This window comes from Streptomyces sp. AM6-12 (genome assembly GCF_044327085.1).
Classification (GTDB): domain Bacteria; phylum Actinomycetota; class Actinomycetes; order Streptomycetales; family Streptomycetaceae; genus Streptomyces.
Genome location: NZ_JBIQWN010000001.1, coordinates 5,593,001 through 5,616,763, shown reverse-complemented (window position 1 = coordinate 5,616,763; position 23,763 = coordinate 5,593,001). Strand labels below are relative to the sequence as shown.

Annotated in this window: 22 protein-coding genes; 10 read left to right on the top strand and 12 right to left on the bottom strand. The window is 72.2% G+C overall.

Annotation, left to right across the window (positions count from 1 at the left end):
• Window positions 1-1,458, top strand: coding sequence for a peptidoglycan D,D-transpeptidase FtsI family protein (locus tag ACE4Q9_RS25530; protein WP_397986567.1), 1,458 nt, complete (start codon window positions 1-3; stop codon window positions 1,456-1,458).
• Window positions 1,459-1,522: 64 nt separating this feature from the next.
• Here ACE4Q9_RS25530 and ACE4Q9_RS25525 read toward each other — a convergent pair whose 3' ends face one another.
• A complete protein-coding gene (locus ACE4Q9_RS25525) occupies window positions 1,523-2,320 on the bottom strand; it encodes an HAD family acid phosphatase (RefSeq protein ID WP_397986566.1) in 798 nt (265 codons plus the stop codon).
• Window positions 2,321-2,553: 233 nt separating this feature from the next.
• A complete protein-coding gene (locus tag ACE4Q9_RS25520; RefSeq protein ID WP_397987325.1) occupies window positions 2,554-3,717 on the bottom strand; it encodes a hypothetical protein in 1,164 nt (387 codons plus the stop codon).
• A gap of 487 nt (window positions 3,718-4,204) precedes the next feature.
• Between ACE4Q9_RS25520 and ACE4Q9_RS25515 the strand changes: the two genes are divergently transcribed.
• The 6 genes from ACE4Q9_RS25515 (at window position 4,205) to ACE4Q9_RS25490 (ending at window position 10,456) form a co-directional block, all read left to right on the top strand.
• On the top strand, window positions 4,205-4,972 hold the full coding sequence (locus ACE4Q9_RS25515; RefSeq protein ID WP_397987324.1) for a DeoR/GlpR family DNA-binding transcription regulator: 768 nt from the start codon (window positions 4,205-4,207) through the stop codon (window positions 4,970-4,972).
• 80 nt (window positions 4,973-5,052) lie between these two features.
• Window positions 5,053-6,423 (top strand): ABC transporter substrate-binding protein, encoded by a 1,371-nt coding sequence (locus ACE4Q9_RS25510; protein WP_397986565.1) that lies wholly within the window; start codon window positions 5,053-5,055, stop codon window positions 6,421-6,423.
• Window positions 6,420-7,355, top strand: a complete 936-nt coding sequence (locus tag ACE4Q9_RS25505; RefSeq protein WP_397986564.1) for a carbohydrate ABC transporter permease — start codon at window positions 6,420-6,422, stop codon at window positions 7,353-7,355. The genes ACE4Q9_RS25510 and ACE4Q9_RS25505 overlap by 4 nt, the downstream gene beginning before the upstream one ends.
• Complete coding sequence (locus ACE4Q9_RS25500) at window positions 7,352-8,176, top strand: carbohydrate ABC transporter permease (protein ID WP_397986563.1); 825 nt, start codon at window positions 7,352-7,354, stop codon at window positions 8,174-8,176. Before ACE4Q9_RS25505 ends, ACE4Q9_RS25500 begins: the two co-directional genes overlap by 4 nt.
• Window positions 8,173-9,162, top strand: coding sequence for a zinc-dependent alcohol dehydrogenase family protein (locus ACE4Q9_RS25495; RefSeq protein WP_397986562.1), 990 nt, complete (start codon window positions 8,173-8,175; stop codon window positions 9,160-9,162). The genes ACE4Q9_RS25500 and ACE4Q9_RS25495 overlap by 4 nt, the downstream gene beginning before the upstream one ends.
• Window positions 9,163-9,256: 94 nt before the next feature.
• Window positions 9,257-10,456 (top strand): TerD family protein, encoded by a 1,200-nt coding sequence (locus ACE4Q9_RS25490; protein WP_397986561.1) that lies wholly within the window; start codon window positions 9,257-9,259, stop codon window positions 10,454-10,456.
• A 57-nt stretch (window positions 10,457-10,513) separates the two neighbouring features.
• On the opposite strand, the gene ACE4Q9_RS25485 is transcribed toward ACE4Q9_RS25490, so the two are convergent.
• The 3 genes from ACE4Q9_RS25485 to ACE4Q9_RS25475 all read right to left on the bottom strand — a co-directional run bounded on the left by ACE4Q9_RS25485 (window position 10,514) and on the right by ACE4Q9_RS25475 (window position 15,642).
• Complete coding sequence (locus ACE4Q9_RS25485) at window positions 10,514-12,094, bottom strand: TROVE domain-containing protein (protein WP_397986560.1); 1,581 nt, start codon at window positions 12,092-12,094, stop codon at window positions 10,514-10,516.
• Between the two features lie 253 nt (window positions 12,095-12,347).
• The gene (locus tag ACE4Q9_RS25480; protein WP_397986559.1) at window positions 12,348-13,799 is read right to left on the bottom strand and encodes an alkaline phosphatase PhoX; all 1,452 of its coding nucleotides are present in this window, start codon (window positions 13,797-13,799) and stop codon (window positions 12,348-12,350) included.
• Between the two features lie 418 nt (window positions 13,800-14,217).
• The gene (locus tag ACE4Q9_RS25475; RefSeq protein ID WP_397986558.1) at window positions 14,218-15,642 is read right to left on the bottom strand and encodes a hypothetical protein; all 1,425 of its coding nucleotides are present in this window, start codon (window positions 15,640-15,642) and stop codon (window positions 14,218-14,220) included.
• A gap of 265 nt (window positions 15,643-15,907) precedes the next feature.
• On the opposite strand from ACE4Q9_RS25475, the gene ACE4Q9_RS25470 reads away from it, so the two are divergent.
• Window positions 15,908-17,731 carry an endonuclease/exonuclease/phosphatase family protein gene (locus ACE4Q9_RS25470; RefSeq protein ID WP_397986557.1) on the top strand — a complete coding sequence of 608 codons (1,824 nt, stop codon included), beginning with the start codon at window positions 15,908-15,910 and terminating at the stop codon, window positions 17,729-17,731.
• A 10-nt stretch (window positions 17,732-17,741) separates the two neighbouring features.
• Here the strand turns inward: ACE4Q9_RS25470 and ACE4Q9_RS25465 are convergent, their stop codons facing one another.
• From ACE4Q9_RS25465 to ACE4Q9_RS25440, 6 genes are all read right to left on the bottom strand, one after another.
• Window positions 17,742-18,479 carry an SRPBCC domain-containing protein gene (locus ACE4Q9_RS25465; protein ID WP_397986556.1) on the bottom strand — a complete coding sequence of 246 codons (738 nt, stop codon included), beginning with the start codon at window positions 18,477-18,479 and terminating at the stop codon, window positions 17,742-17,744.
• 10 nt (window positions 18,480-18,489) lie between these two features.
• Window positions 18,490-19,110 carry an ArsR/SmtB family transcription factor gene (locus ACE4Q9_RS25460; protein WP_397986555.1) on the bottom strand — a complete coding sequence of 207 codons (621 nt, stop codon included), beginning with the start codon at window positions 19,108-19,110 and terminating at the stop codon, window positions 18,490-18,492.
• 99 nt (window positions 19,111-19,209) lie between these two features.
• Entirely contained in the window at window positions 19,210-19,758 is a 549-nt protein-coding gene (locus tag ACE4Q9_RS25455) for a DUF3618 domain-containing protein (RefSeq protein WP_397986554.1), read from the bottom strand.
• Entirely contained in the window at window positions 19,755-20,180 is a 426-nt protein-coding gene (locus ACE4Q9_RS25450; RefSeq protein ID WP_397987323.1) for a phage holin family protein, read from the bottom strand. Before ACE4Q9_RS25450 ends, ACE4Q9_RS25455 begins: the two co-directional genes overlap by 4 nt.
• Window positions 20,181-20,240: 60 nt before the next feature.
• Window positions 20,241-20,936 carry a hypothetical protein gene (locus ACE4Q9_RS25445; protein ID WP_397986553.1) on the bottom strand — a complete coding sequence of 232 codons (696 nt, stop codon included), beginning with the start codon at window positions 20,934-20,936 and terminating at the stop codon, window positions 20,241-20,243.
• Window positions 20,933-21,073 (bottom strand): hypothetical protein, encoded by a 141-nt coding sequence (locus tag ACE4Q9_RS25440; RefSeq protein WP_397986552.1) that lies wholly within the window; start codon window positions 21,071-21,073, stop codon window positions 20,933-20,935. The genes ACE4Q9_RS25445 and ACE4Q9_RS25440 overlap by 4 nt, the downstream gene beginning before the upstream one ends.
• Window positions 21,074-21,241: 168 nt before the next feature.
• On the opposite strand from ACE4Q9_RS25440, the gene dapA reads away from it, so the two are divergent.
• A complete protein-coding gene (dapA, locus tag ACE4Q9_RS25435; protein WP_397986551.1) occupies window positions 21,242-22,141 on the top strand; it encodes a 4-hydroxy-tetrahydrodipicolinate synthase in 900 nt (299 codons plus the stop codon).
• 34 nt (window positions 22,142-22,175) lie between these two features.
• Entirely contained in the window at window positions 22,176-22,682 is a 507-nt protein-coding gene (locus ACE4Q9_RS25430; protein ID WP_397986550.1) for a hypothetical protein, read from the top strand.
• A gap of 51 nt (window positions 22,683-22,733) precedes the next feature.
• Here ACE4Q9_RS25430 and dapD read toward each other — a convergent pair whose 3' ends face one another.
• On the bottom strand, window positions 22,734-23,720 hold the full coding sequence (gene dapD, locus ACE4Q9_RS25425) for a 2,3,4,5-tetrahydropyridine-2,6-dicarboxylate N-succinyltransferase (RefSeq protein ID WP_397986549.1): 987 nt from the start codon (window positions 23,718-23,720) through the stop codon (window positions 22,734-22,736).
• Between the last annotated feature and the right edge of the window lie 43 nt (window positions 23,721-23,763).

Here is a 23,763-nt window from a genome sequence, read left to right as displayed (position 1 = left end):
ATGAACAAGACGATCAGGCGAGCCTCCGTCTTCACACTGCTGCTCGTGATCGCCCTGCTGGCCAGGGCGACCTGGGTGCAGTTCTACGACGGCAAGGCACTCGCGGACGACACGAACAACCGGCGCAACGCGATCGAGACGTACTCGCGGCCGCTCGGGAACATCATCGTGGCCGGAAACGCCATCACCGGCTCGGCCCGGACCAAGGGAGGCGACCTCGCCTACAAGCGCACGTACAAGGACGGCAAGCTGTACGCGGCGGTGACCGGCTACGCCTCGCAGGCGTACGCGCCCACCCAGCTGGAGGGCATCTACGCGGATCTGCTCAACGGCACGGATCCGGGCCTGAAGACGGTGATGGACACCCTCACCGGTGAGCGCGCCGACCCCGGCGACGTGATCACCACCATCGACCCGGCGGTGCAGAAGGCCGCCTATGAGGCGCTCGGCGGCAAGAAGGGCGGGGCCGTCGCCATCGACCCGAAGACCGGCCGAATCCTGGCCGCGGTCTCGACACCGTCGTACGACCCCTCGGCCCTCACCGACGCGAACACCGCCGGCGGCGCCTGGAAGCAGCTGAACGCGGACCCGGACAAGCCGCTGACCAACCGCGCGCTGCGCCAGCCGCTGCCGCCCGGCTCGACGTTCAAGCTGGTCGTGGCCTCGGCCGCGCTGGAGAGCGGGCTGTACAAGAGCGTGGACGAGCCCACCGACAGCCCCGACCCGTACCGGCTGCCGGGCACGGTGACCGACATGCACAACGAGAACCGCTCGGCGCCGTGCCGCAACGCACCGATCCGGGCCGCGCTCCAGTACTCCTGCAACAACGTCTTCGCCAAGATGGCCGTCGACCTCGGCCAGGACAAGGTGCGGGCGATGGCGGAGAAGTACGGCTTCAACGACGACCACCAGGACGTGCCGGTGCGCGCCTACACGAGCGTGTACCCGAAGGACATGAACGCGTCCTCGACCGGGCTGACCGGCATCGGGCAGTACAACGTCACCGCGACCCCGCTCCAGATGGCCATGGTCTCCGCGGCCATCGCCAACGGCGGCGAGCTGCCCTCGCCGCACATGGTGTCCCGGACCGTGGACAGCGGCGGCGACGTGGTGCACGACTACGACGCCGACACCGGCTCCAAGCGCATCATCAGCGCCCGGACCGCGGCCCAGCTCCAGTCCGCCATGGAGACGGTGGTCAAGGACGGCACCGGCACCAACGCGCTGATCGACGGGGTGACCGTCGGCGGCAAGACCGGCACCGCGCAGCACGGCGAGAACAACAGCAAGACGCCGTACGCCTGGTTCACCTCGTTCGGCAAGTCCGACAGCACCGGCAAGGAGGTCGCCGTCGCGGTGATGGTCGAGCAGTCGGACGCGGCGCGCTCGGAGGTCAGCGGCAACGGGCTGGCGGCGCCGGTGGCGCGGGCGATGATGGCGGCGGCGCTGAAGAAGTGAGCGCGGGCGCACCGGTGCCGGGCGGGCACCGGTGCGCCGGCCTCCGACGGAGGTCCGGGAGACCTCAGCCGACGAAGTACGTGGGGTTCGGCAGCTTGTACGTACGGCCGGAGTAGCCGCCGTCCAGGTCCGAGTACTGGTCGCCGAAGTCGGCGATGATCCGGTAGCCGAGGTCCTTCTCGATGTGCTCGCGGGTACCGGCCTTGTACTGGACGGTCGTGCATGTCCAGGTGCCCGGCGTGGCGCAGTCCTTCAGGTAGGCCGGCGGGTTGGCCGCGTCCTTGAGGAACATGTGCGCGGCGTCCAGGTCGACGTCGGCGCCGACCTTCTTCAGGTTGGTGACCGCGGCGGCGCGCTGGGCCTCGGTGAGACCGGAGTTGTAGAAGACCGTGACGCCCTTGGCCGCGGCGTACCGCACCAGCTCGGGGCTGCCGAAGACGGCGGGCCGGTTGGCCTGGTTGACGTAGGCGTTCCAGGTGGCCGAGTTATAGCCGTAGTTGTTGCGCTTCTCGTAGTCGAGGCTCAGCAGCAGCGTGTCGTCGATGTCGAACATGACGGCGGGCTTCTGGTGGTGCGCACGCGCGGTACGGGCGGCCCGGTCGATGTACTTCCTGGCGTCCGCGTCGATCCGTGCCAGGTCCTTGGCGTACGGGCTGGTCGGCGACGCCTGGTAGACGCCGTCACTGTCGACGGTGGTGCCGTAGTAGGTGTCGATGTCCTTCGTCAGGAGCCCGATGTTGTAGGGCTCGTGCGTGGAGTTGGCCGTCGACTGACCGGCCGTGGCCGCGCCCGCGCCGTACAGGGCGGCGCCGGCGACGACACAGGCGGCGCCGGCGGCGGCCGCTCTGAGGGACTTCCGCATGGGTTCTCCGGATCTGGTGGCTAGAGTGATTGACCAGGTCACGGATTGTCTACGCGCATAACTAGCGGTACCGCGAGGCCTGTTACCCGATCGATACGGACACCTTTTTCCAGCCATGCCCGAGCGCCGCCCCGGAACGCCGGGTTCCGGGGCGCGGACCGGGACATCTCGGGCCGACCGCCACCCGGCCGCGCCACGACGACCTGCGCCCCTGGTCCGGTCGGGCGGCTCCTTCAGCGCGCCGCCAGCGCCTCGCGCACCGCCGTGAGGTCCCCGTCCGAGGCCAACCCGGCGTGATACATGCGCAGTTCGGTGGCTCCGGCCGACCGTGCGCGGGCCGCGTCCGCCGCGAGGGTGCGGGGGCTGCCGCCCATCCCGGAGACCACGGTGAAGTTGGCGGCCAGCACATGCCGTTCGCCCGCGTGCGCGGCGAAGGGCGCGAGGAGGTCCGTGCCCGCGGTGCAGGGGACCACGACGCCGTCGGCCACGGAGAGGATGTGGGCGGGATCGACGCCCGCGTTCGCCCCGCAGTGCTCGGGGACGGGGTCGGCGTGCACCAGGACCTGGAACCCGGCGGGCGCGGCGGCGCGTACGGCGGCCACGGCCCGCTCCTGGAGGGTGCGGGCGGCCGTGCCCCGCCAGGCCCGGACGGCGGCGGCCCGCTCCTCGCCGAGCAGTTCCGCCACCATCGGCAGGCCGCGGGCGGCCGCCGCGCCCCGCCACAGCGGCTCCAGCGCGGCCCGCACGGCCGAGGCCAGCTCACCGGCGTCCAGGCCGTGTTCGCCGTAGCCCGTGCGGCAGGAGGGGCAGAAGCACAGGGACATCAGGTACTCCCCGGCCTCGCCCAGGGGCACGCCGGAGATCTTGTCGTGGGCGTGCAGGTGCGGCAGTCCGTACCAGCCGAGGGACTCCAGCTCGGAGCCCCGCGCGCCGGGGCGTACGGCGGCCTCGGCGGCGAGGTCGGTGAGATAGGCGCGGGTGGCCTCCTGGGCGATGCAGGGCGCCCAGGGGTAACGGTCGCCGTAGGCGTTGACGACGGAGGTGTCCGGATGGTCCGCGCCCAGGCGGGAGTTGTGCGCGAGGACGACCCAGGTGTGGACGGCGAGACCGGCGGCGGCGAGCGCCCGTGCGGCCTCGCCGTGGGCGTCGCCGGGGGCCCAGCGGCCGGCCGGGCGGGGGCGCAGCGCGCGGCCGGTCCAGCGGTCGCCCGGCGGGTAGAGGACGGCCGCGTGCTCGGCGGTGACGATGCGGTGGCGGGGGTGGCGCGGGGTCAGGGCGCGGGTGGAGTGGTAGGCGGCGGCGAGGGTCACCTGCTCGACGCCGAGCCCGACGATGCGGGCGGGGGCGTCGGGGTCCCCGTTGACGTCCCAGGGGTAGACGAACGCGGCGGCCTTCACCAGGACTCCTCCAGCGCACATTCTTGTGACCGTCGTCCATATTCATGAACGGCCTCACGCTAGGGGCCCCGCGGGGGAGGGTCAAGGACGGGGAACACCGCCCCGCCGACCGGCTGCTGGGTGGCCGCTTCGTCACCGAGCCGCCGGTCCGGCCGCCCCTGGGCCGCACGCGACAGCAGGGAACCGTGCCACGCCGTACCGAGCCACACGGCACCGCACCGCGCCGTACCGCAGCCGTACCGCCCCGTGCCGATACGGGCGTGCGGGCGCCGAACGGGCCCGTACGCCGCCGCATCCGGGCACGCGGGCCGCCCGTTTCCCCTCCGTCCCGCGCCGCCGCGCAGGTCCGCGGCGGACACCGCGCCCGGCAAACGGGCCCAAGCGGGCAGCATCGGCCGGGCAACAAGCCTGGTCAGAGCGGCGGACCGGCGGTACAACTTCCCCCATGGGCCCGAACGGGCAGTTCCGCGGGGAGGCGGGTGACGAGATGACCGGAACGGCGGAGGAACGCCGGCGCGAGATCGTGCGGGCCGCGCGGGCCACCGGTGCGGTCGATGTCACCGCGCTCGCCGCCCGGCTGGGCGTGGCCAAGGAGACCGTCCGGCGCGATCTGCGCGCTCTGGAGGACCACGGGCTGATCCGCCGCACCCATGGCGGGGCCTACCCGGTGGAGAGCGCCGGCTTCGAGACCACGCTGGCCTTCCGGGCCACCAGCCAGGTGCCCGAGAAGCGGCGGATCGCCGCCGCGGCGGCCGAGTTGCTGGGCGACGCCGAGACCGTCTTCGTCGACGAGGGCTTCACCCCGCAGCTCATCGCCGAGGCCCTGCCCAGGGACCGGCCGCTGACCGTGGTCACCGCGTCCCTGCCGGTCGCGGGCGCCCTCGCCGGGACGGACCACATCCAGGTTCTGCTCCTCGGCGGCCGGGTGCGGGCCGGCACGCTGGCCACCGTGGACCACTGGACGACGACGATGCTGTCCGGCTTCGTCCTCGACCTCGCCTATGTGGGTGCCAACGGCATCTCCCGCGAACACGGCCTGACCACACCCGATCCGGCGGTCGGCGAGGTCAAGGCGCGGGCGCTGCGGGCGGCGCGGCGCACCGTGTTCGCGGGCGTGCACACCAAGTTCGGCGCGGCGAGCTTCTGCCGGTTCGCGGACGTCGGCGCGCTGGAGGCGATCGTGACCAGCACCCTGCTCCCCGCGGCCGAGGCCCATCGCTACGCCCTGCTGGGCCCGCAGGTCATCCGGGTCTGAGATCCCCGAACCCCGTCCCCCCATGGGCATGCCCCGCCCACCGAACACCCCTTATCTCCCTATACATCCAGGAGTGATCCATGCGCACCCCGAGCCGACGGAGGCCACGAGCCGTGCTCGTCCTGGCCACCGCAGGGACGCTGCTCACCCCCCTGCTGTCCGGCTGCTGGGTCGGCGCGGGCGGCGGCGGATCCGGCGGCGACTCGATCAACGTACTGATGGTCAACAACCCCCAGATGGTGGAGCTCCAGAAGCTCACCGCCTCGCACTTCACCAAGGAGACCGGCATCAAGGTGAACTTCACCGTGCTGCCGGAGAACGACGTGCGCGACAAGATCAGCCAGGACTTCGCCAACCAGGCGGGCCAGTACGACGTCGCCACCCTCTCCAACTACGAGATCCCGATCTACGCCCGCAACGGCTGGCTGCGCCCGATGGACGCCTACGTGGCGAAGGACCCGGCGTACGACGAGAAGGACATCCTCGCGCCGATGCGCCAGTCCCTCACCGGCGACGACGGCAAGCTCTACGGGCAGCCCTTCTACGGCGAGTCGTCCTTCCTGATGTACCGCAAGGACGTGTTCGCGGCGAAGGGCCTGACCATGCCCGCCCACCCCACCTGGCAGCAGGTGGCCGACCTCGCCGCGAAGGTGGACGGCGCGAGGCCCGGCATGCGGGGCATCTGCCTGCGCGGGCTGCCCGGCTGGGGCGAGATGGCGGCACCGCTGACCACGGTCGTGAACACCTTCGGCGGCACCTGGTTCGACAAGGACTGGAAGGCCCGGCTGGACTCGCCCGCCTTCGAGAAGGCGACGAAGTTCTACGTCGGCCTGGTCCGCTCGCACGGCGAGTCCGGGGCCGCCCAGTCCGGGTTCGCGGAGTGCCTGAACGACATGACGCAGGGCAAGGTCGCCATGTGGTACGACGCCACCTCCGCGGCCGGCTCCCTGGAGGCGAAGGGTTCCCCGGTGAAGGGCAAGCTCGGCTACGCCCCCGCCCCCGTCGAGCGGACCGCGTCCTCCGGCTGGCTCTACACCTGGGCCTGGGGCATCCAGCACGCCTCCCACAACCCCGACAAGGCATGGAAGTTCGTCTCCTGGGCGTCGGGCAAGGAGTACGAACAGCTGGTCGGCGAGACCAGCGGCTGGCCGGACGTGCCCGCGGGCAAACGGGCCTCGACGTACGAGAACCCCGACTACCGGCAATCGGCCGCCGCCTTCCAGGAGATGACCCGCAAGGCCATCGAGAGCAGCCGCCCGAACGACCCCGGCGTGCAGCCGCGGCCCGCGCCCGGCATCCAGTTCGTCGACATCCCCGAGTTCACCGACCTCGGCACCAGGGTCTCCCAGGAGATCAGCGCGGCCATCGCCGGACGCCAGTCCGTCGGCACGGCCCTGAAGAAGTCCCAGCAGCTCGCCGAGAAGATCGCCAAGGAGTACGAGGGACGATGACCACCACCACCGCCCCCTACGCGGCCGCCCCCGCCCGGCCGCTGCGACGGCCCCCGGCCCGGCTGCGCGCCTGGGCCACCCGGGCCCCGCTGCTCCCCGCCCTCGTCTTCATGATCGCGGTCACTCAACTGCCGTTCGTGGCCACGCTGGTGATCTCGTTCTTCGACTGGAACGCCCTCTACCCCAAGGCCCGCCGCTTCACCGGCCTCGCCAACTACCGCCAGGTGCTCACCGACGCGGATCTGCGCCACTCGGTGTGGACGACCGTGCTGCTCACGGTGGCCGTGGTGCTGGCCAGCCTGGTGCTGGGACTGCTCCTCGCCCTGCTCCTGGACCGGCGCTTCCCCGGCCGGGGCGTCGTCCGCACCCTGCTGATCGCGCCCTTCCTGGTGGTCCCGGTGGCCGCCGCGCTGCTGTGGAAACACGTGCTCTACAACCCCGAGTACGGCCTGCTCAACGGGCTGCTGCACTACGTGGGCGGCCCCCAGCCGGACTGGATCTCGCGCACCCCGCTGCTCGCGGTGGAGGCGTCCCTGGTGTGGCAGTGGACGCCGTTCATGATGCTGATCCTGCTGGCCGGGCTGCAGAGCCGGGACCGCGAGCAGATCGAGGCGGCTCGGGTGGACGGCGCCGGCGACTGGCAGATCTTCCGCCATCTCACCCTGCCCCACCTGCGCCGCTACCTCGAACTGGGCGCGCTGCTCGGCTCGATCTACATCGTGCAGAACTTCGACGCGGTGTTCACCATCACCTCCGGGGGCCTCGGCACGGCGAACCTGCCGTACACCGTCTACCAGAGCTTCTACCAGGCGCACGAGAACGGCCTCGCCTCGGCCGCGGGCGTCCTGGTCGTCATCGGCTCCCTCGTCATCGCGACCTTCGCGCTGCGCGTGGTCTCGTCCCTGTTCCGTGAGGAGGTGGCCCGCTCATGACCGCTCTGAAGCGCCACGGTCTGGGCCTCGTGGCCTGGCTGGCCGGCATCGTGTTCTTCCTGCCCATCGCCTGGATGGCGCTGACGTCCTTCCACTCCGAGCAGGACGCGGCGACCAACCCGCCGTCCTTCGGCGCCGCCCTCACCCTGGACGGCTACCGCGAGTTCTTCGGCGTCGGCGGCGGGGCGAGCCCCTGGCCCGCGCTGATCAACTCCAGTGTGGCATCGGTGGTGTCCACGCTGTGCGTGCTGCTGCTCGCGCTGCCCGCCGCCTACGCGCTGTCGATCCGGCCGGTGCGCAAGTGGACGGACGTGCTGTTCTTCTTCCTGTCCACGAAGATGCTCCCGGCCGTCGCGGGACTGCTGCCGATCTACCTGTTCGCCAAGGACACCGGGACGCTCGACAACATCTGGCTGCTGGTCGTCCTCTACACCGCGATGAACCTGCCGATCGCGGTGTGGATGATGCAGTCCTTCCTCGCCGAGGTGCCGGTCGCGGTCATCGAGGCGGCGCGGGTGGACGGCGCCCGGCTGCCGACGATCCTCGCCCGCGTCGTCGCCCCCATCGCGGTGCCCGGCATCGCGGCGACGGCGCTGATCTGCTTCATCTTCAGCTGGAACGAGCTGCTGTTCGCCCGTGTGCTCACCGGCGTGGTCGCCGAGACCGCGCCCGTCTTCCTGACCGGCTTCATCACCAGCCAGGGCCTGTTCCTGGCCAAGGTGTGCGCCGCGTCGCTCGTCATCTCCCTGCCGGTGCTCGCCGCGGGGTTCGCCGCCCAGGACAAGCTGGTCCAGGGCCTGTCGTTGGGAGCCGTGAAATGAAGGCCGCCGTCATCGAGTCCGTGGGCCGTGCCGTCGTCACCGAGGTCCCCGACCCGGCGCCGGGCCCCCGCGAGGTCGTCGTCGAGGTCGCCGCGTGCGGGCTGTGCGGTACCGATCTGCACATCCTCCAGGGCGAGTTCGCGCCGAAGCTGCCGATCGTGCCGGGCCATGAGTTCGCCGGCACGGTGGTCGCCACCGGCGCTCAGGTCACCGAGGTGACGGCCGGCGACCGGGTGGCCGTCGACCCGTCCCTGTACTGCTACGAGTGCCGCTACTGCCGCAGCGGCCACAACAACCTGTGCGAACGCTGGGCCGCGATCGGCGTGACCACGGCCGGCGGGGCGGCACAGTACGCCGTCGCCCCCGTCGCCAACTGCGTCAAGCTGCCCGAGCACGTACGCACCGAGGACGCGGCCCTGATCGAACCGCTGTCCTGCGCGGTGCGCGGCTACGACGTGCTGCGCTCCCGGCTCGGCGCCCACGTCCTGATCTACGGCTCCGGGACCATGGGCCTGATGATGCTGGAGCTGGCCAAGCGCACCGGCGCGGCCAGCGTGGACATGGTGGACCTGAACCCGGCCCGCCTGGACACGGCCCGGCTGCTCGGCGTCTCGGGCGCGGCGGCCGGCGCGGACGAACTCGACCGGCCGGGCGGCTGGGACGTGGTGGTGGACGCGACGGGCAACGCGGCGGCGATCCAGGACGGTCTGGGCCGGGTGGCGAAGGCGGGGACGTTCCTCCAGTTCGGGGTCGCAGACTACGCCACCCGCGTGCAGATCGACCCGTACCGCATCTACAACCAGGAGATCACCATCACCGGTTCGATGGCGGTGCTGCACAGCTACGAGCGGGCGGCGGAACTCTTCGCGGGCGGCGTCCTCGACCCGGACGTCTTCATCAGCGACCGGCTCCCGCTGGAGCGGTACCCGCAGGCGCTGGAGCAGTTCGCGGCGGGGGTGGGGCGGAAGATCGTCGTCGTGCCGTGACGGTCGTGCCGTGCAGGTGTCCCTGAGCGACGGGTGATGCCGGTGGTAAGGGAACGGTAAAGCGGTTTCGTTCGTTACCCCCCACATGACAGCTATGACCCCTGGCTCGAACGTTCCGCTCTCCGCCGCGCGCATCACGGTGGACGTGGCCGCTCCGGTGCGGCTGGACGTCTCGGGCCTGCTGCTCACGGGCGACGGCAAGGTGCGCTCGGACGACGACTTCATCTTCTACAACCAGCCGTCCGGACCGGGTGTGGCCTACCGGTCCGGCGGCGGGAGCGCGCCCGACGCGATCACGGTCGACACCGCGGCCGTGCCGCCGGACATCGAGAAGATCGTGGTCACGGCCAGCCCGGACGCGGCCGGCCAGACCTTCCAGGGCATCGAGCCGACGGCCACGATCCGCGACGCGGACGGCGGCGCGGTGCTGGCCGCGTTCACCCCGCCGCAGCTCGGCGCCGAGACCGCGCTCGTGGTCGTGGAGATCTACCGCCGCGGCGGCCAGTGGAAGGCCCGCGCGGTCGGCCAGGGGTACGCGAACGGGCTCGCGGGCATCGCGACGGACTTCGGTGTGACGGTGGAGGAACCGGCGGCGGCTCCGGCGGCGCCGCAGCAGCCGGTGGCTCCCCCGCCGCCGGTGGCGCCCTCGGTGGCCCCGCCGATGCCCGCCGCGCCGCCGGCCGCTACCCCGGCTGAGGCCCCGGCTCCGGGCGCGGGGAAGATCAACCTGGACAAGGGCCGGGTCAGCCTCCAGAAGAACCAGACGGTGTCACTGGTCAAGGGCGGCCGGCCGCTGCTCTCCCAGGTGCGGATGGGCCTCGGCTGGGAGCCGGCGTTCCGCGGCGGCGACATCGACCTCGACGCCTCCGTCATCGCCTACGGCCCGCAGCGCAACCACATCGACAGCTGCTACTTCGGCAAGCTCACCATCCTCAAGGGCGCAATCAAGCACTCCGGCGACAACCTCACGGGTGAGGGCGCGGGCGACGACGAAGTGATCGTGGTCGACCTCGGCCGCATCCCCCAGGAGGTCACCGGACTCGTCTTCACCGTCAACTCCTTCACCGGCCAGAAGTTCACCGACGTCGCCAAGGCGTACTGCCGCCTGGTGGACGCCGCGACGGAGGAGGAACTGGTCCGCTTCGACCTCACCCAGGCCGAACCCCAGACCGGCGTGATGATGGCCAAGCTGGTCCGGCAGTTCTCGGGCGAGTGGGAGATGACCGCGATCGGCGACTTCGTGAAGGCGCGGACGGTCCGCAACATGGTGGACCCGGCGGCGAAGGCCCTCTGACGCCGGGCGCGGGGGCGCCGGGGCCGCTCGCGCGGCTCCCCGCGCCCCTCCGGGCCGCTACTGCCAGGGCCAGCGCGCGTCCCGCGCCGCCTCCAGCAGCGGGATCATCCGGAAGGCGGAGTCCGACAGGCCGCCGAAGGTGTGCCGGTGGGCGGAGCCGGAGGGCCCGTGACCGGCGCGGTAGCCCTCCAGGTTCCAGGTGTAGACCGGCACGTCCGCCGGGATCTGGTCCGCCGGCTCGCCGTGGCGGTCCCCGGCGTACTGCTCGTCGGTGACGATCACCACCCGGTCGTGGCCGCGGTAGTGCCGCCGGATCGCCCCGGTGGTGTCCGTGCCCCCGAGATCCCCGAACCGCTCCAGGACCCTGAGCACGGACTCCCCGCGCCGGAAGCCGACCTGCGCGCTCGTCGACCCGAACTCGACCAGGTCCGCGGACGCCGCCCGCACCGCCAGTGCCGTACCGAAGACCGCCGCCGCGTCGGCGCGGGTCAGCCGGGAGCCGGTCCTGGACGCCGCCCAGAACATGGACCCGGACCGGTCGACCAGGACGAGCGTGCGCCCCGGCAGCACGGGCACGTTCGCCAGCGAGTGGCCGAGCGCCCGCTCCAGCGGATACGCCCACCGCAGCGAGGGCGCGTGCTGGTACGCGGCGAGGTAGCGGAAGGGGAACTGCCGCGAGCGCGCCACCTCTTCGGGGTCACTGATCCGGGCCGCGACCCGCTCGGCCACGGAGTCGGACACCCCCGCCTCGTCGAAGTTGCGGAGGTTGCGCACGAGCGCCATCGCGCCCATGGACGGGATCACCGCTTCCCAGGCCGCCTTGTCCAGCGGGCCCTGGAGCCAGCCGGCCAGCGCCTCCCAGGTGATCCCGGCCGCCGCGAGCCGCTCGGCGCCGCCCGGTGAGGTGACGACCGCCCGCCGCTCGGCGACCGGCAGCGCCATCAGCTCACGGCGGGCGGTGAGCATGGGCAGCGCGGCCGGCGGCACGGCCGTCTCCGGGTGGTGCCGCCGGTCGAGCGCGTACCGGAACAGCCCGCCCTGCCACGGCTTGTCCGGGTCCGGCGAGGCGTGCACGAGGTTGAGGATGTCGCCGAAGCGGTAGCCCTTGGACGCGGTGTCGTACTTCAGCAGCGCCTTGGGGTGGTACAGCCGTCGCACGGCGTCCGCGATCCCCCGCTTGACGGGCTTGGGCACGGCGCGGCCGTACCGCGACACCCAGTAGGCGAGCAACTCGCCCGGCTCGTCGGACCGTTGCAGTACGTGGTCCACGACCTGCCGGCCGGTGGGTCCGCCGGTCGCGCCCGCGGTCAGCCGCGCGTGCACGTACTCGGCGGCGCCCACGATGGACGCCGTACGCATGTTGCCCTCGCCGCGCAGCCAGCGCAGCAGTCCGGCGGTCCACTCGGGGTCGCGCACGGCGAGGTCGCGCACGAGCCGGGCGAAGCGGTCGTCGCGGTCCTCGCCGGACTCGTAGAAGGTGTCCTGCGAGACGAGATGGGAGACGGCGAGGAGGAAGAGTTCCGAACGCTCGTCGCGCTCGCGGCCGCCGGCGCCCTCGTGGGTGCGCAGGGTGCGGCCGGTCGTGGTCACCGCGGAGCGCGGCTGCGCCTTGACGGCACGCGTGTTGAATCGCGCCATGGTGAATTCCCCCGAATTCCGACACCCTCGGGTGCGTGAAAGAAGTGCGGTGTCCAGAGATCAAGGGCGGCTGAACCGACGGCTGGCGCTCTGCCACTGAGCTACCCGGCACCGAGTGCCGATGGCGGGAGTCGAACCCGCGGCCTCCACCTCGAAGAAAGGAAGTAGGTCCTGCCTGTCGCACCTGGACAGGCAGCACTCTAGGCGGACGGCCGCGGGTCGGGCGAGGGAATTAAACGCCCCCCTGCGGGCCCTACTTCTTCTGCCGCTTCCAGGGCCCGGTGATGGCGAGCATGATGCCCGGCGTCTGGATGTTGGCGTACAGGGTCCGCCCGTCGGGAGAGAAGGTGACGCCGGTGAACTCGCTGTACTCCGGCTCCTGTTCGGTGCCGATGTTCAGCTCGTTGCGCGCAATCGGGTAGGTGCGGCCGCTGTCGGTGGCGCCGAACAGATGCTGGACGCCCTCGCCGTCCTCGGCGATGACCAGCCCGCCGTACGGCGAGACGGTGATGTTGTCCGGGCCGTCGAACGCGCCGTCCTCGCCCGGATCCGGGTTCACGCCGAGCAGCACCTTGAGGGTGAGGGTCCGGCGCCGGGGGTCGTAGAACCAGACCTGGCCGTCGTGCTGGAGGGGGCTCTCCGCGCGGGCGAAGGAGGAGACGACGTAGACGCCGCCGTCACCCCACCACATGCCCTCCAGCTCGCGGGCGCGGGTGACCTGGCCCTCGCCGAACTGCTTGCGGGTGGAGACCTGCCGGGCGTCGCGGTCGGGCACGTCCACCCAGTCGACGCCGTAGACCGTGCCGGTCCTCGTGGCGCGGGAGAGGTCGTCCACGAACCGGCCGCCGGAGTCGAAGCACTTGAAGGCCTGGAGCACGCCCGCGTCGTCGGCGAGAGTGCGCAGCCTGCCGCGCCCGTGGCGGAACCCGGCCGGCGGGGTCCAGCGGTAGAGCAGGCCGTTGGGGCCCGCGGCGTCCTCGGTGAGGAAGAGGTGGCCGCGCCTGGGGTCGACCACGACGGCCTCGTGGGCGTACCGGCCCAGCGCCTTGACCGGCTTGGGGGCGCGGTTGGCCCGGCGGTCGGCCGGGTCCACCTCGAAGACGTAGCCGTGGTCCTTGGTCATGCCGTTCTGGCCGGCCTTGTCCTCGGTCTCCTCGCATGTCAGCCAGGTGCCCCAGGGGGTGTTGCCGCCCGCGCAGTTGGTGGAGGTGCCGGCGATGCCGACCCACTCGGCGACGTGGTCGCGGCGCACCTCGACCACCGTGCAGCCGCCGGCCGCGGCGGGGTCGTACACCAGGCCCTCGGTGAGCGGCACCGGGTAGGTCCACTTGGCACGCGGGCCCGCCAGCTCGTGGTTGTTGACGAGGAGGGTGGTGCCGCGGGGACCCTCGAAGGTGGAGGTGCCGTCGTGGTTGGACGGCGTGAACTCGCCCGACTCCAGGCGGGTCCTGCCGCTGTAGGTGATGATCTGGTAGCTGAAGCCGGCGGGCAGCGCGAGGATGCCCTCGGGGTCGGACTTCAGGGGGCCGTAGCCGACGGCGGGATGACCATCGCCGTGGCCGTGTCCGTGGGCCGGCGCGGTGTCGGTCTCCGTGGACGCGAGGGCGTTCGGCGCGGTGGCGAGCACACCGGCGCTGCCCGCCAGGGCGATCCCGGCACCGGTGATCGCGGAGGTTCTGGCGAAGTCCCTGCGGGTGAGCGACATGGTGTCTCCTGTGACGGATGGGTGTGCCGTGGAGGGCGGCGGACCTCGTTCGGCGCACACGCTCCCGGCGGTGTCTGAACGGCAGTTGAACGCGGGGCCACCACAGCCACCCATGTTCAAGAAACCGTATACACCACCCCAAGGACGAACCAAGCACCGCGCCGGACCGACGCACCGACACGGCTCGCGCCACGGATCCGCCACACGGAGCACCTACGGCTGCTACCGCACAGCGGCCCGGCCGTCCCCACCCTCCACCGCGACGACGCCCAGCCACCCCACCGGCGGCCGACGGCGCTCGGCCCCGCACGGCCACCCGACCCGCCAGAGCCGCCCCGCCCGCCACTGCCACCGGGCCGCGCTCACCCCGCTACGGCCCGGCCACCTCACCCCCGCGCGGGTCATCCCGCCCCGCCGCTCAACCCCCCTGCTGCGACCGCGCCTTGAACGCCGCCTTGCGGGCCTGCTTGGCCACCTTCTTGTCCGGATGCAGCCGTCCCATCGCCTCCAGCACCTCGGCCGTCGCCGGGTGCTCCACCCGCCACGCGGCCGCGAAGAACCCGCTGTGCTGCTCGGCAAGCCCCTCCACCAGGGCCTGGAGCTCCTCGGAGTTGCCCTCGGCGGCCAGTTGGGCGGCGACGGTGTCGATGGTCAGCCAGAACACCAGGTCCTGGGAGGGCGCGGGCACATCGGCCGCGCCCCGCTCGCTCAGCCACACCCGTGCGAGGCCGCCGAGTTCGGGATCGTCCAGCACCTCCCGCAGCGCGGGCTCCGCCTCCCCGCCGGCCAGGGACAGCGCCTGCTGACAGCGCAGCCGGCGCAGCGGCCCCCCGGCGTCGGTGCCCCGCGCCGCGGCCAGCAACTCCCGTGCGGCGGACAGGGGTTCGCGCCGGTTCAGCCACAGCTCCGTCTCGGCGAGAGCGGCCGAGGCACCGAACGCGGCGGTGCCGTCGAGCAGCACGTCCGCCCCTTTGTCGGCGAGTTCGCCGACCACCGGGGCCTCGAAACCGGCCTCCATCAGCCGTGCCCGCAGCCCGTAGGCGCCGAGCGGGGTGAGGCGCACCATGCCGTAGCGGGAGACGTCGGCCTCCTCCACCGGCGCGGCCGGTTCCTCGTCGGCGTCGGCCATCAGCGCCTCGTCCACCGGCCGGTACTCGACCAGACCGACCGGCTCCAGCGTCCGGAACTGGTCGTCCAGGCGCATCATCGCGTCGGAGACCTGCTCCAGGACGTCGTCGGTGGGCTCGCCCATGCCGTCCGGCACGATCATCGACGCGGCGAGGGCGGGCAGCGGGACCGGCCCCTCCCCGGCACCGTCCTCACTCACCGTCAGGAGGTAGAGGTTGCCGAGCACCCCGTCCAGGAACTCGGCCTCGGCCTCGGGGTCCCAGTCGAGTGACGCGAAATCGATCTCGCCGCCCTCGTCCAGCGCGTCCACCAGATCGTCCAGATCGGGCACGCTCGCGTCCGCCAGCACGGTCTCCAGCGCGGCGAGCCACACCGTGAGGATCTCCTGCGGCGAGCCGGTGAGCAGGGCCAGCGCCTCGCCCGCCCGGACCGTCCCGCGTTCCTCGTCGGCGATCTCGACCAGGCCGGAGTCCAGCGCCACCCGCCAGGCCTCGGCGGCGTAGGCGGCCGCGTCGTCGCCGGTCAGTCCGAGCTGCTCGGCGGCGGCGGGGAGCTGTTCCTCGACGAGGCTGCCGCCCGCGTCCACCCGGGTGCCGGGCCCGGCCCAGCGGGCGAGCCGGGCCGCACGCGAGAGCAGGGGCGTCGACAGCGCGGCGTGCGCCAGCTCCGCTTCGGAGTGCAGCCGTACGGGCGGCAGGGGGGAGCTGTCTGACATCGGCTGGATCTCCTCGGACCGTGAAACGTGCTCAGCCCCTCAGCCTAGACGGGTTTGGCCCCATGCCGCCCGGTTCATCTTCCCGTCAACCCCGGTACATGGCCGAAACCTTGACAAGTCCCGTCCGCAGGCTGGAGATTGACGCGCGTAGAAGTCGGGGGAACGATCGTTCACCCGGCCCTGTTCGTGTCACGGAGGGCGACAGCCTCCACACGCACCCGAACCACCTCGTCCCGGCGCCCCGTAACATCCCCGGAGGGATCCCTTGCCGAGCAGGTCCACCGCGCGTCTCGCCGCGCTCACCGTCGCCGCCGTCTGCTCCGCCGCGTCGGCCGTCGTCCTCACCTCTCCCGCGCACGCCGACGCGGTGCGCATCCACGACATCCAGGGCACCACCCGCCTGTCGCCGTACGCCGGGCAGAAGGTTTCGGACGTGCCGGGCATCGTCACGGCCACGCGCGCCTACGGCTCGTCCAAGGGCTTCTGGTTCCAGGACGCGACGCCCGACGACAACCCCGCCACCAGCGAGGGCATATTCGTCTACACCAGCTCGGCGCCGAAGGTCGCGGTCGGCGACTCGGTGACGGTGACCGGCACGGTCTCCGAGTACGTCCCCGGCGGTGCCGCCTCCGGTGAGCAGTCCGTCACGGAGATCACCAAGCCGACCGTCACCACCGTCTCCACCGGCAACGCCGTCCCGGCGCCGGTCGTCATCGACGCGCGGTCGGTGCCGAGCCGGTACACGCCGCAGGGCGACCCCGCCGACGGCGGCTCGATCAACAACCTGCCGCTCCAGCCCAAGAAGTACGCCCTGGACTACTACGAGTCCCTCGAGGGCATGAACGTCCAGGTGAACAACGCCCGCGTGGTCACCGCCACCGACCCGTACAGCGAGCTGTGGGTCACGGTGAAGCCGTACGAGCACCGCGACAGCCGCGGCGGCACGGTCTACGGGTCCTACGACTCGCAGAACACCGGCCGTCTCCAGATCCAGTCGCTGGGCACCACCGCCGACTTCCCGAAGGCGAACGTCGGCGACACCCTGACCGGCACCACCACCGGCCCGCTGGACTTCAACCAGTACGGCGGCTACACCCTGGTCGCCGGCCGGCTCGGGACGCTCGAGAGCGGCGGGCTCCAGCGCGAGACCACGAAGAAGCAGACCGCCAGGCAGCTCGCGGTCGCGACGTACAACGTCGAGAACCTCGACCCGTCGGACAAGACGTTCGACCAGCACGCCGCCGCCATCGTGCACAACCTCCAGTCCCCCGACATCGTGTCCCTGGAGGAGATCCAGGACGACAACGGCGCCACGGACGACGGCACGGTCGACGCGAGCGTCACCGTGAACAAGCTGATCGACGCGATCGTCGCGGCGGGCGGTCCGAAGTACGACTGGCGCTCCATCAACCCGGTCAACGACAAGGACGGCGGCGAGCCGGGTGGCAACATCCGCCAGGTGTTCCTGTTCAACCCCGAGCGGGTGTCCTTCGTGGACCGCGCGGGCGGCGACTCCACCACCGCGGTCGGCGTCGTCAAGGAGCACGGCAAGGCCCAGCTGACCGCCTCGCCGGGCCGGATCGACCCGGCCAGCTCCGCCTGGCAGGACAGCCGCAAGCCGCTGGTCGGCCAGTTCGTCTTCCAGGGCAAGACCGTCTTCGTGATCGCCAACCATCTGATCTCCAAGGGCGGCGACCAGAGCCTGACCGCGCAGTACCAGCCGGTCACGCGCAGCTCGGAGACCCAGCGCCACGCGCAGGCGCAGGAGGTCAACGCGTTCGTCAAGGACATCCTGAAGATCCAGAAGAACGCGAACGTGCTCGCCCTCGGCGACATGAACGACTTCGAGTTCTCCGGCACCGCGAAGATCCTCGAAGGTGACGGCGAGCTGTGGTCGGCGATCAAGTCGCTGCCCAGGAGCGAGCGTTACACCTACGACTACGAGGGCAACTCGCAGGTCCTGGACCAGATCCTGATCAGCCCGTCGGTGCGCCGCGACGAGTTCCAGTACGACAGCGTGCACATCAACTCGGAGTTCAACGACCAGATCAGCGACCACGACCCGCAGGTACTGCGCTTCCGCCCCTGACCCCGGGGGTTCAGGACTGGCTGAACACCCCGTTCAGCCAGTCCTGCCAGGCGGCCCCGGTCGCCCCGGCATCGGCGTCCGGCGCGAAGTCGTGCACGCTGACGCCGAGCGGCGCGCCCCAGCGGCCCCGGCCGAAGAGACGGACGAGGGTGCTGCCGGTGCGCAGCCCGATGAACTCCGGTGTCCGGTAGTCGACTACGGCGTCCAGGGTCCGCCCGCCGGGTCCGCCGACCTGGACCTTCGTCCCCGCGGCCGCGTCGTCCGGCAGCCCGAGGGCGCGGGCCGCCGCGCCGAGCGCCTCAGGTACGGCCGAGGAGGCGGGCCCGGCCGCCTGCGCGAAGGCGACCGGGGCGGGCGCGAAGTGCGTCAGGTACTCGCGCAGGGTGTGCAGATAGAAGTCGGTGTGCTTGTTCGCGCCGTCGTACTGGGTGTCCCAGTCGTCGGTGAAGATCCCGCTGTGGACGTAGCGCACGTAGGCGCCGCGGCCCTCGTCGCGGGGTTCGATGGTGTGGTCGAGCTGGTTGAGCGACTGCGTGGGCATGCCCACGTCCTCGCTGCGGTTGACGTAGCGGTGGGGCGGCTCCCAGACCACGACGGTCGAGCCGAACGGTCCCCGGCCGCCCTCGCGCGGCTCGGGCGGGTCCATCGGCCACAGATAGCCCGCGGTCCCGGTGGTGACCGCCGCCCACACCCGCTCCGGCGGGACGTCGACCTCGAACTCGCGGACGATCTCGAATTCCTTGCTCATGGCGGGGCTCCTAATCGGCTTCCGGTGCGGGTTCCAGGGCGGCGGGCCGGTCCTTGACCGCGGGGTGCAGGGCGACGACGATCCGGTGGTCCCGGCCGCCCTCGGCGTCCGGGGCGTCGTACTTGCGGATCAGGGCGGCGACACCCGCCGTCAGCTCCTGTACGAAGGCGGCGCGGTCGGCGGCGGAGGCGAACCGCACCCCGCCGTCCAGGGCGTACGTCGCCAGCGGCTTGCGGGCCCTGGCCGCGCCGTTGATCAGCGCGCCGACATCGCGGACCAGGCGGGCGCCGAGCGCCAGCAGCCAGCGCGCGGACAGCTGGTCCCGGAAGCGGTCCGGGTCCGGCTGCACGGCGGGCAGGGCGGCGGGCGAGATGACGTACGACGCGGCGCTCGCGCGCATCAGCCGCTCGGTGACATTGCCCTTGCGGCGCTCCCCGGCCAGCTCGACCAGTCCGTGCCGCTCCAGCGTCTTGAGGTGGTAGTTCACCTTCTGCCGGGGCAGTCCGACCTTGCCGGCCAGCATCGCGGCCGACGCGGGTCCGGCGGCCAGTTCGGCGAGCAGCCGGGCCCGGACGGGGTCCAGCGACACGGCCGCGGCCTCGGGGTCCTCGATCACGGTCACATCCAGCATGCGCCCACCCTCCCACCGAAAACTTTTTTTGTCCAGACGGACGGAGTTTTCGGTGAGAGGGTGAGCCAGGTGCCGGAAGCCCTCCGGAGGCCGGGTCGGTCAGCAGCCGCGCCGACGCCTGAGCATCCCGGCCGCGATCAGGGCGATCGCCCCGGCGGCGCCCGCCATCAGCACCGGCCGCGGCATCCCGCGCAGGCCCTCGGCAGCCTTGCGGGCGGGCGGCGCGAGCTGCCGCTGGGCCACGGCGGCCTTGTCCTGGACGCGGTGCCCAGCCTCCAGCGCGCGATCGCGCAGAGGCTGGCCGTCGTGCCGGCCGGCGCGGCTCTGCAGGGTGTGTCCGGTGCGCGCGGCCGTCCCCTGCACCGCGTGGCCCGCCTGCGCGGCCCGCCCCTTCACGGCGTGCGCCGCGTGCGCGGCCCGGCCCTGGGCGCCGTGCCCGGCCTGGGAGGCGCTGGAGCGCAGCTGCACGGTCATGGCGCCGGCCTTGTCCTTCAGATCGGCGGCCCGCGCCCGCGCGCGGCCCTTCACATCGGCGCGGCCCACCAACTGGGCCACGGTGTCGCCGAGTTGGTTCCTGGTCTGCGCGATCTGCTCGCGCAGCTCGTCGGGGCCCTTGGCGCCCGAACCGTGCGGGGTCCTGTGGGTCATCGATGTGCCCTTTCCTTGATCACGTCGACATCGGCCCGGACACTGCCCAGGGTCTCCTCGGGCATGGGCGAACCGGCGCGGCGCAGCTGGGCGCGTCCGGTGACGGCCAGGACGGCGGCCGCGGCGAACAGCAGGGCCGCGACGATCAGCGCCGACGCCCACAGGGGCAGCACCAGGGCGAGGGCGGCGGTGGCCGCGCCGGCCAGCACGATCAGTCCGACGTAGCCGAGAGCGCCCGCGGCGCCCAGCATGCCGCCGCCGCGTCCGGCGCGCTTGCCCTTCTGGGCCAGTTCCGCCTTGGCGAGGGCGACCTCCTGCCGCAGCAGCTGGGAGAGCTGCTCGGTGGCGCGATTGACGAGTTCCCCCGTGGAGGGGTGTCCGTCGACCGCGGGGCGCGTGAGCGGTCGCGTGTGCGAGGTCATGGTCACGGTGTCCCGCCTCCTTCCTGTACGGAACATCCGGGTACCCAGGGCCGGGGAGCGTCAGCCCTGCTCGGCTCCCCCGGTCCCGCGGTCGCCGAGCCGCGCGAGCTGGGACTGGAACCAGTCGAGCCGGGCCTGCAACAGCGCTGCCTCGGCGACCAGTTCGGGCACCCCCATCCCGGCGCCCGGCACCGGTCCGACGACGTCCCCGGCCGGGACGCCGCCGTCCGCCCGCACCCGCAGGCCCTCCCCGGCGAGCCGGGCGAACTGCGCGAGGGTGACGGACGTACGGCCGCGTGCACAGCCCGCGCAGCCGGGGGCCAGGGCGCGCCAGCCGGGCCGGCCCCAGCCGGCGTCGGCCAGCAGGACCGCGGTGGCACCGCAGGCGCAGGGGCCCGCGGTGGCGGTGCGCACCCGCTGGCGGGCGTAGCGGAATCCGCGCTCGAAGCGGATGTAGGCGCCGAGCACGGAGACTTCGAGCAGCAGCGCGGTGCGGTGCTCGGCGGAGCAGCGCAGGGCGTCGGCGGCGGCGCGGTCGTGGACGCAGTGGAAACCGCAGTCGCACAGGCGCGCGGGCGGGCGGTGCCTGCGGCCGTAGACGCAGGACGCCTGGTCGAGAACCCGGTACGGAAGCGCACCACCGAGCGACACCCCGGTGAACCCCGCCCGAGTGCCGTCCTGGGACAGCACCGGGTGGGCGATCTTGTAGCCGGTCGGCGGCTCCGTGGGGCGTTCCGCCGGGAGCCGCAGTCTCATCGGCCGGCCGGAACCTCTTCGCGGGCCGGCTCGGCCGGTGCGGGACGGGCGTCCGCCACGGGCTGCCGGGTCTCTTCCTCATGGATCCGCGGCCGCTCCTCGGCGACCCCGGTGGCCAGTGCCTTGCCGAGCTTCATGGTGCCTCCATGGCTGACGTCGGTGATGACCCTTCGCCCATAGTGACCCATGAACGGCCGAGTTGGACACACGACCTTGCGCCACACTCGAACCTGTAAGCAAACTTACTGATATTTTGAAGAAAAATTAAGTAGAGCTAAGCAGATGACCTGCCGACACTAACGGGTATGACGATCACACACAGCCGCTCCTCCTTCGGCCGCGTCCTCTGCGCGATGATCACCCCGTTCACGGAGGAGGGCGCGCTGGACCGGGCCGGAGCGCAGGAACTGGCCAGGCATCTGGTGGCGGAGGGCTGCGAGGGGCTGGTCCTCAGCGGCACCACGGGCGAGTCGCCGACCACCAGCGACACCGAGAAGGCGGAACTGATCACGGCCGTACGGGAGGCGGTCGGCGCGCGGGTCCCGCTGATCGCGGGCATCGGCACCGCCGACACCCGGCACACCGCCGAACTGGCCCTCGCGGCAGAGAAGGCGGGCGCCGACGCCGTCCTGGTCGTGCCGCCCTACTACAGCAGGCCGCCGCAGGACGCCGTCGCCGCCCACTTCCGCACCATCGCCGACGCGAGCGGACTGCCGGTCCTGCTCTACGACATCCCGGGCCGCACCGGTACCCGCATCGCCCCGGAGACGATCCTCCGCCTCGCCGACCACCCCCGGATCGTCGGCGTCAAGGACTGCTCCTACGACTTCCTCGGCGCCCAGAAGGTGCTGGCGCGAACGGACTTGGCCTATTACGCGGGCTGCGACGAACACAACCTCGCCCTCTACGCCGTCGGCGCGGCCGGGTGTATCAGCACCGTCGCCAACGCCGCCCCGCGCCCCATCCGCGCCGTCCTCGACGCCTTCGACGCGGCCGACACCGCGCGGGCACGGCAACTCCAGCTCAGAGCAATGCCGTTGATCGAAGCGATGATGTCCGCGGGCCTGCCCGGAACGGTCACCGCCAAGGCCCTCCTGTCCCGGCTCGGCCTGCCCGCGGGCCCGGTCCGCGCCCCGCTGCTGCCCCCCTCCCCACAGGTGACGGCCGAACTGCTCGCGCGGCTCGAAGAACTGACCGAATCCTGATCCGCGCTCCCCCCGCCTGCCGTACCGTGTCCCCGTGAGCCGCCCCTTGCTGTTCCTGGACGTCGACGGTCCGCTGAACCCGTACGCGGCCGAGCGGGAGCACCCGCCCGAGGGGTATACGACGATCCATGTCCCCCTGGCCGCCCGCCGCCCCCTGCGGGTCTGGCTGAACCCGGCCCACGGCCCGGCGCTGCTGGCCCTCGGCTACGAGCTGTGCTGGGCGACGACCTGGATGGCCGAGGCCAACCACTGGATCGCCCCCGCCCTCGGCCTGCCCGAACTGCCGTACGTCGACTTCGGTACGGGCCTGTTCGCGTACCGGCCCGACGGGGTGCACTGGAAGACGGAGGCGATCGTGGCGTACGCCGCGGGCCGGCCGTTCGCCTGGGTGGACGACGAACAGAGCACCGAGGACGCGGTGTTCGTGGCCGACCACCACCCGGCCCCGGCCCTGCTGCACCATGTGAACCCCCGCATCGGCCTGCGCGAGCGCGACTTCACGGCACTGACGGAGTTCGCGACCGGCCTGTCCCCCGCATGACCGAGCGCCCCGCACCGCGGGGGTGAGGGGCGCTCGGGACGTACGGGCAGGTCAGTTGTGGCTGTGCAGGATGTCGTTCAGGCCGCCCCAGACCGCGTTGTTCGGGCGGGCCTCGACGGTGCCGGTCACCGAGTTGCGGCGGAAGAGGATGTGCGAGGCACCGCTCAGGTCGCGGGCCTTGACGATCTGGCCGTCGGGCATGGTGACGCGGGTACCGGCGGTGACGTACAGACCGGCCTCGACCACGCACTCGTCGCCGAGGGCGATGCCGACGCCCGCCTCGGCGCCGATCAGGCAGCGCTCGCCGATGGAGATGATCACATTGCCGCCGCCGGACAGGGTGCCCATGGTGGAGGCGCCGCCACCGATGTCCGAGCCGTCGCCGATGACGACACCGGCGGAGATGCGGCCCTCGACCATCGAGGTGCCGAGCGTGCCGGCGTTGAAGTTGACGAAGCCCTCGTGCATCACGGTGGTGCCCTCGGCCAGGTGCGCGCCCAGACGCACGCGGTCGGCGTCGGCAATCCGCACGCCCTTGGGGGCCACGTAGTCCGTCATGCGGGGGAACTTGTCGATCGAGGTGACCTGGAGGTGCAGGCCCTCGGCGCGGGCGTTCAGCCGCACCTTCTCGATGTCGTCCACGGCGACCGGGCCGAGCGAGGTCCAGGCGACGTTGGCGAGGTGGCCGAAGATGCCGTCCAGGCTCAGGCCGTGCGGCTTGACCAGGCGGTGCGAGAGCAGGTGCAGGCGCAGGTAGGTGTCGTGCGCGTCCAGCGGCTTCTCGTCCAGCGAGGCGATGACCGTACGGACCGCGACCACCTCGACGCCCCGGCGGGCGTCCGGGCCGGTCGCCGCGGTCGCGCCGCCGCCCAGCAGCTCCGCGGCGCGCTCCGCGGACAACCGCTCGGTGCCGGCCGGGCCGGGCTCCGCGACCAGCTCGGGCGCGGGGAACCAGGTGTCGAGGACGGTGCCGTCGGAGGCGATCGTGGCGAGGCCGGCGGCGACGGCACCGGTGGTACGGGAAGCAGTGTCGGTCATGGGACAAAACCTAACGTGGCACGGGGTGCGGGGGCGAACCGTG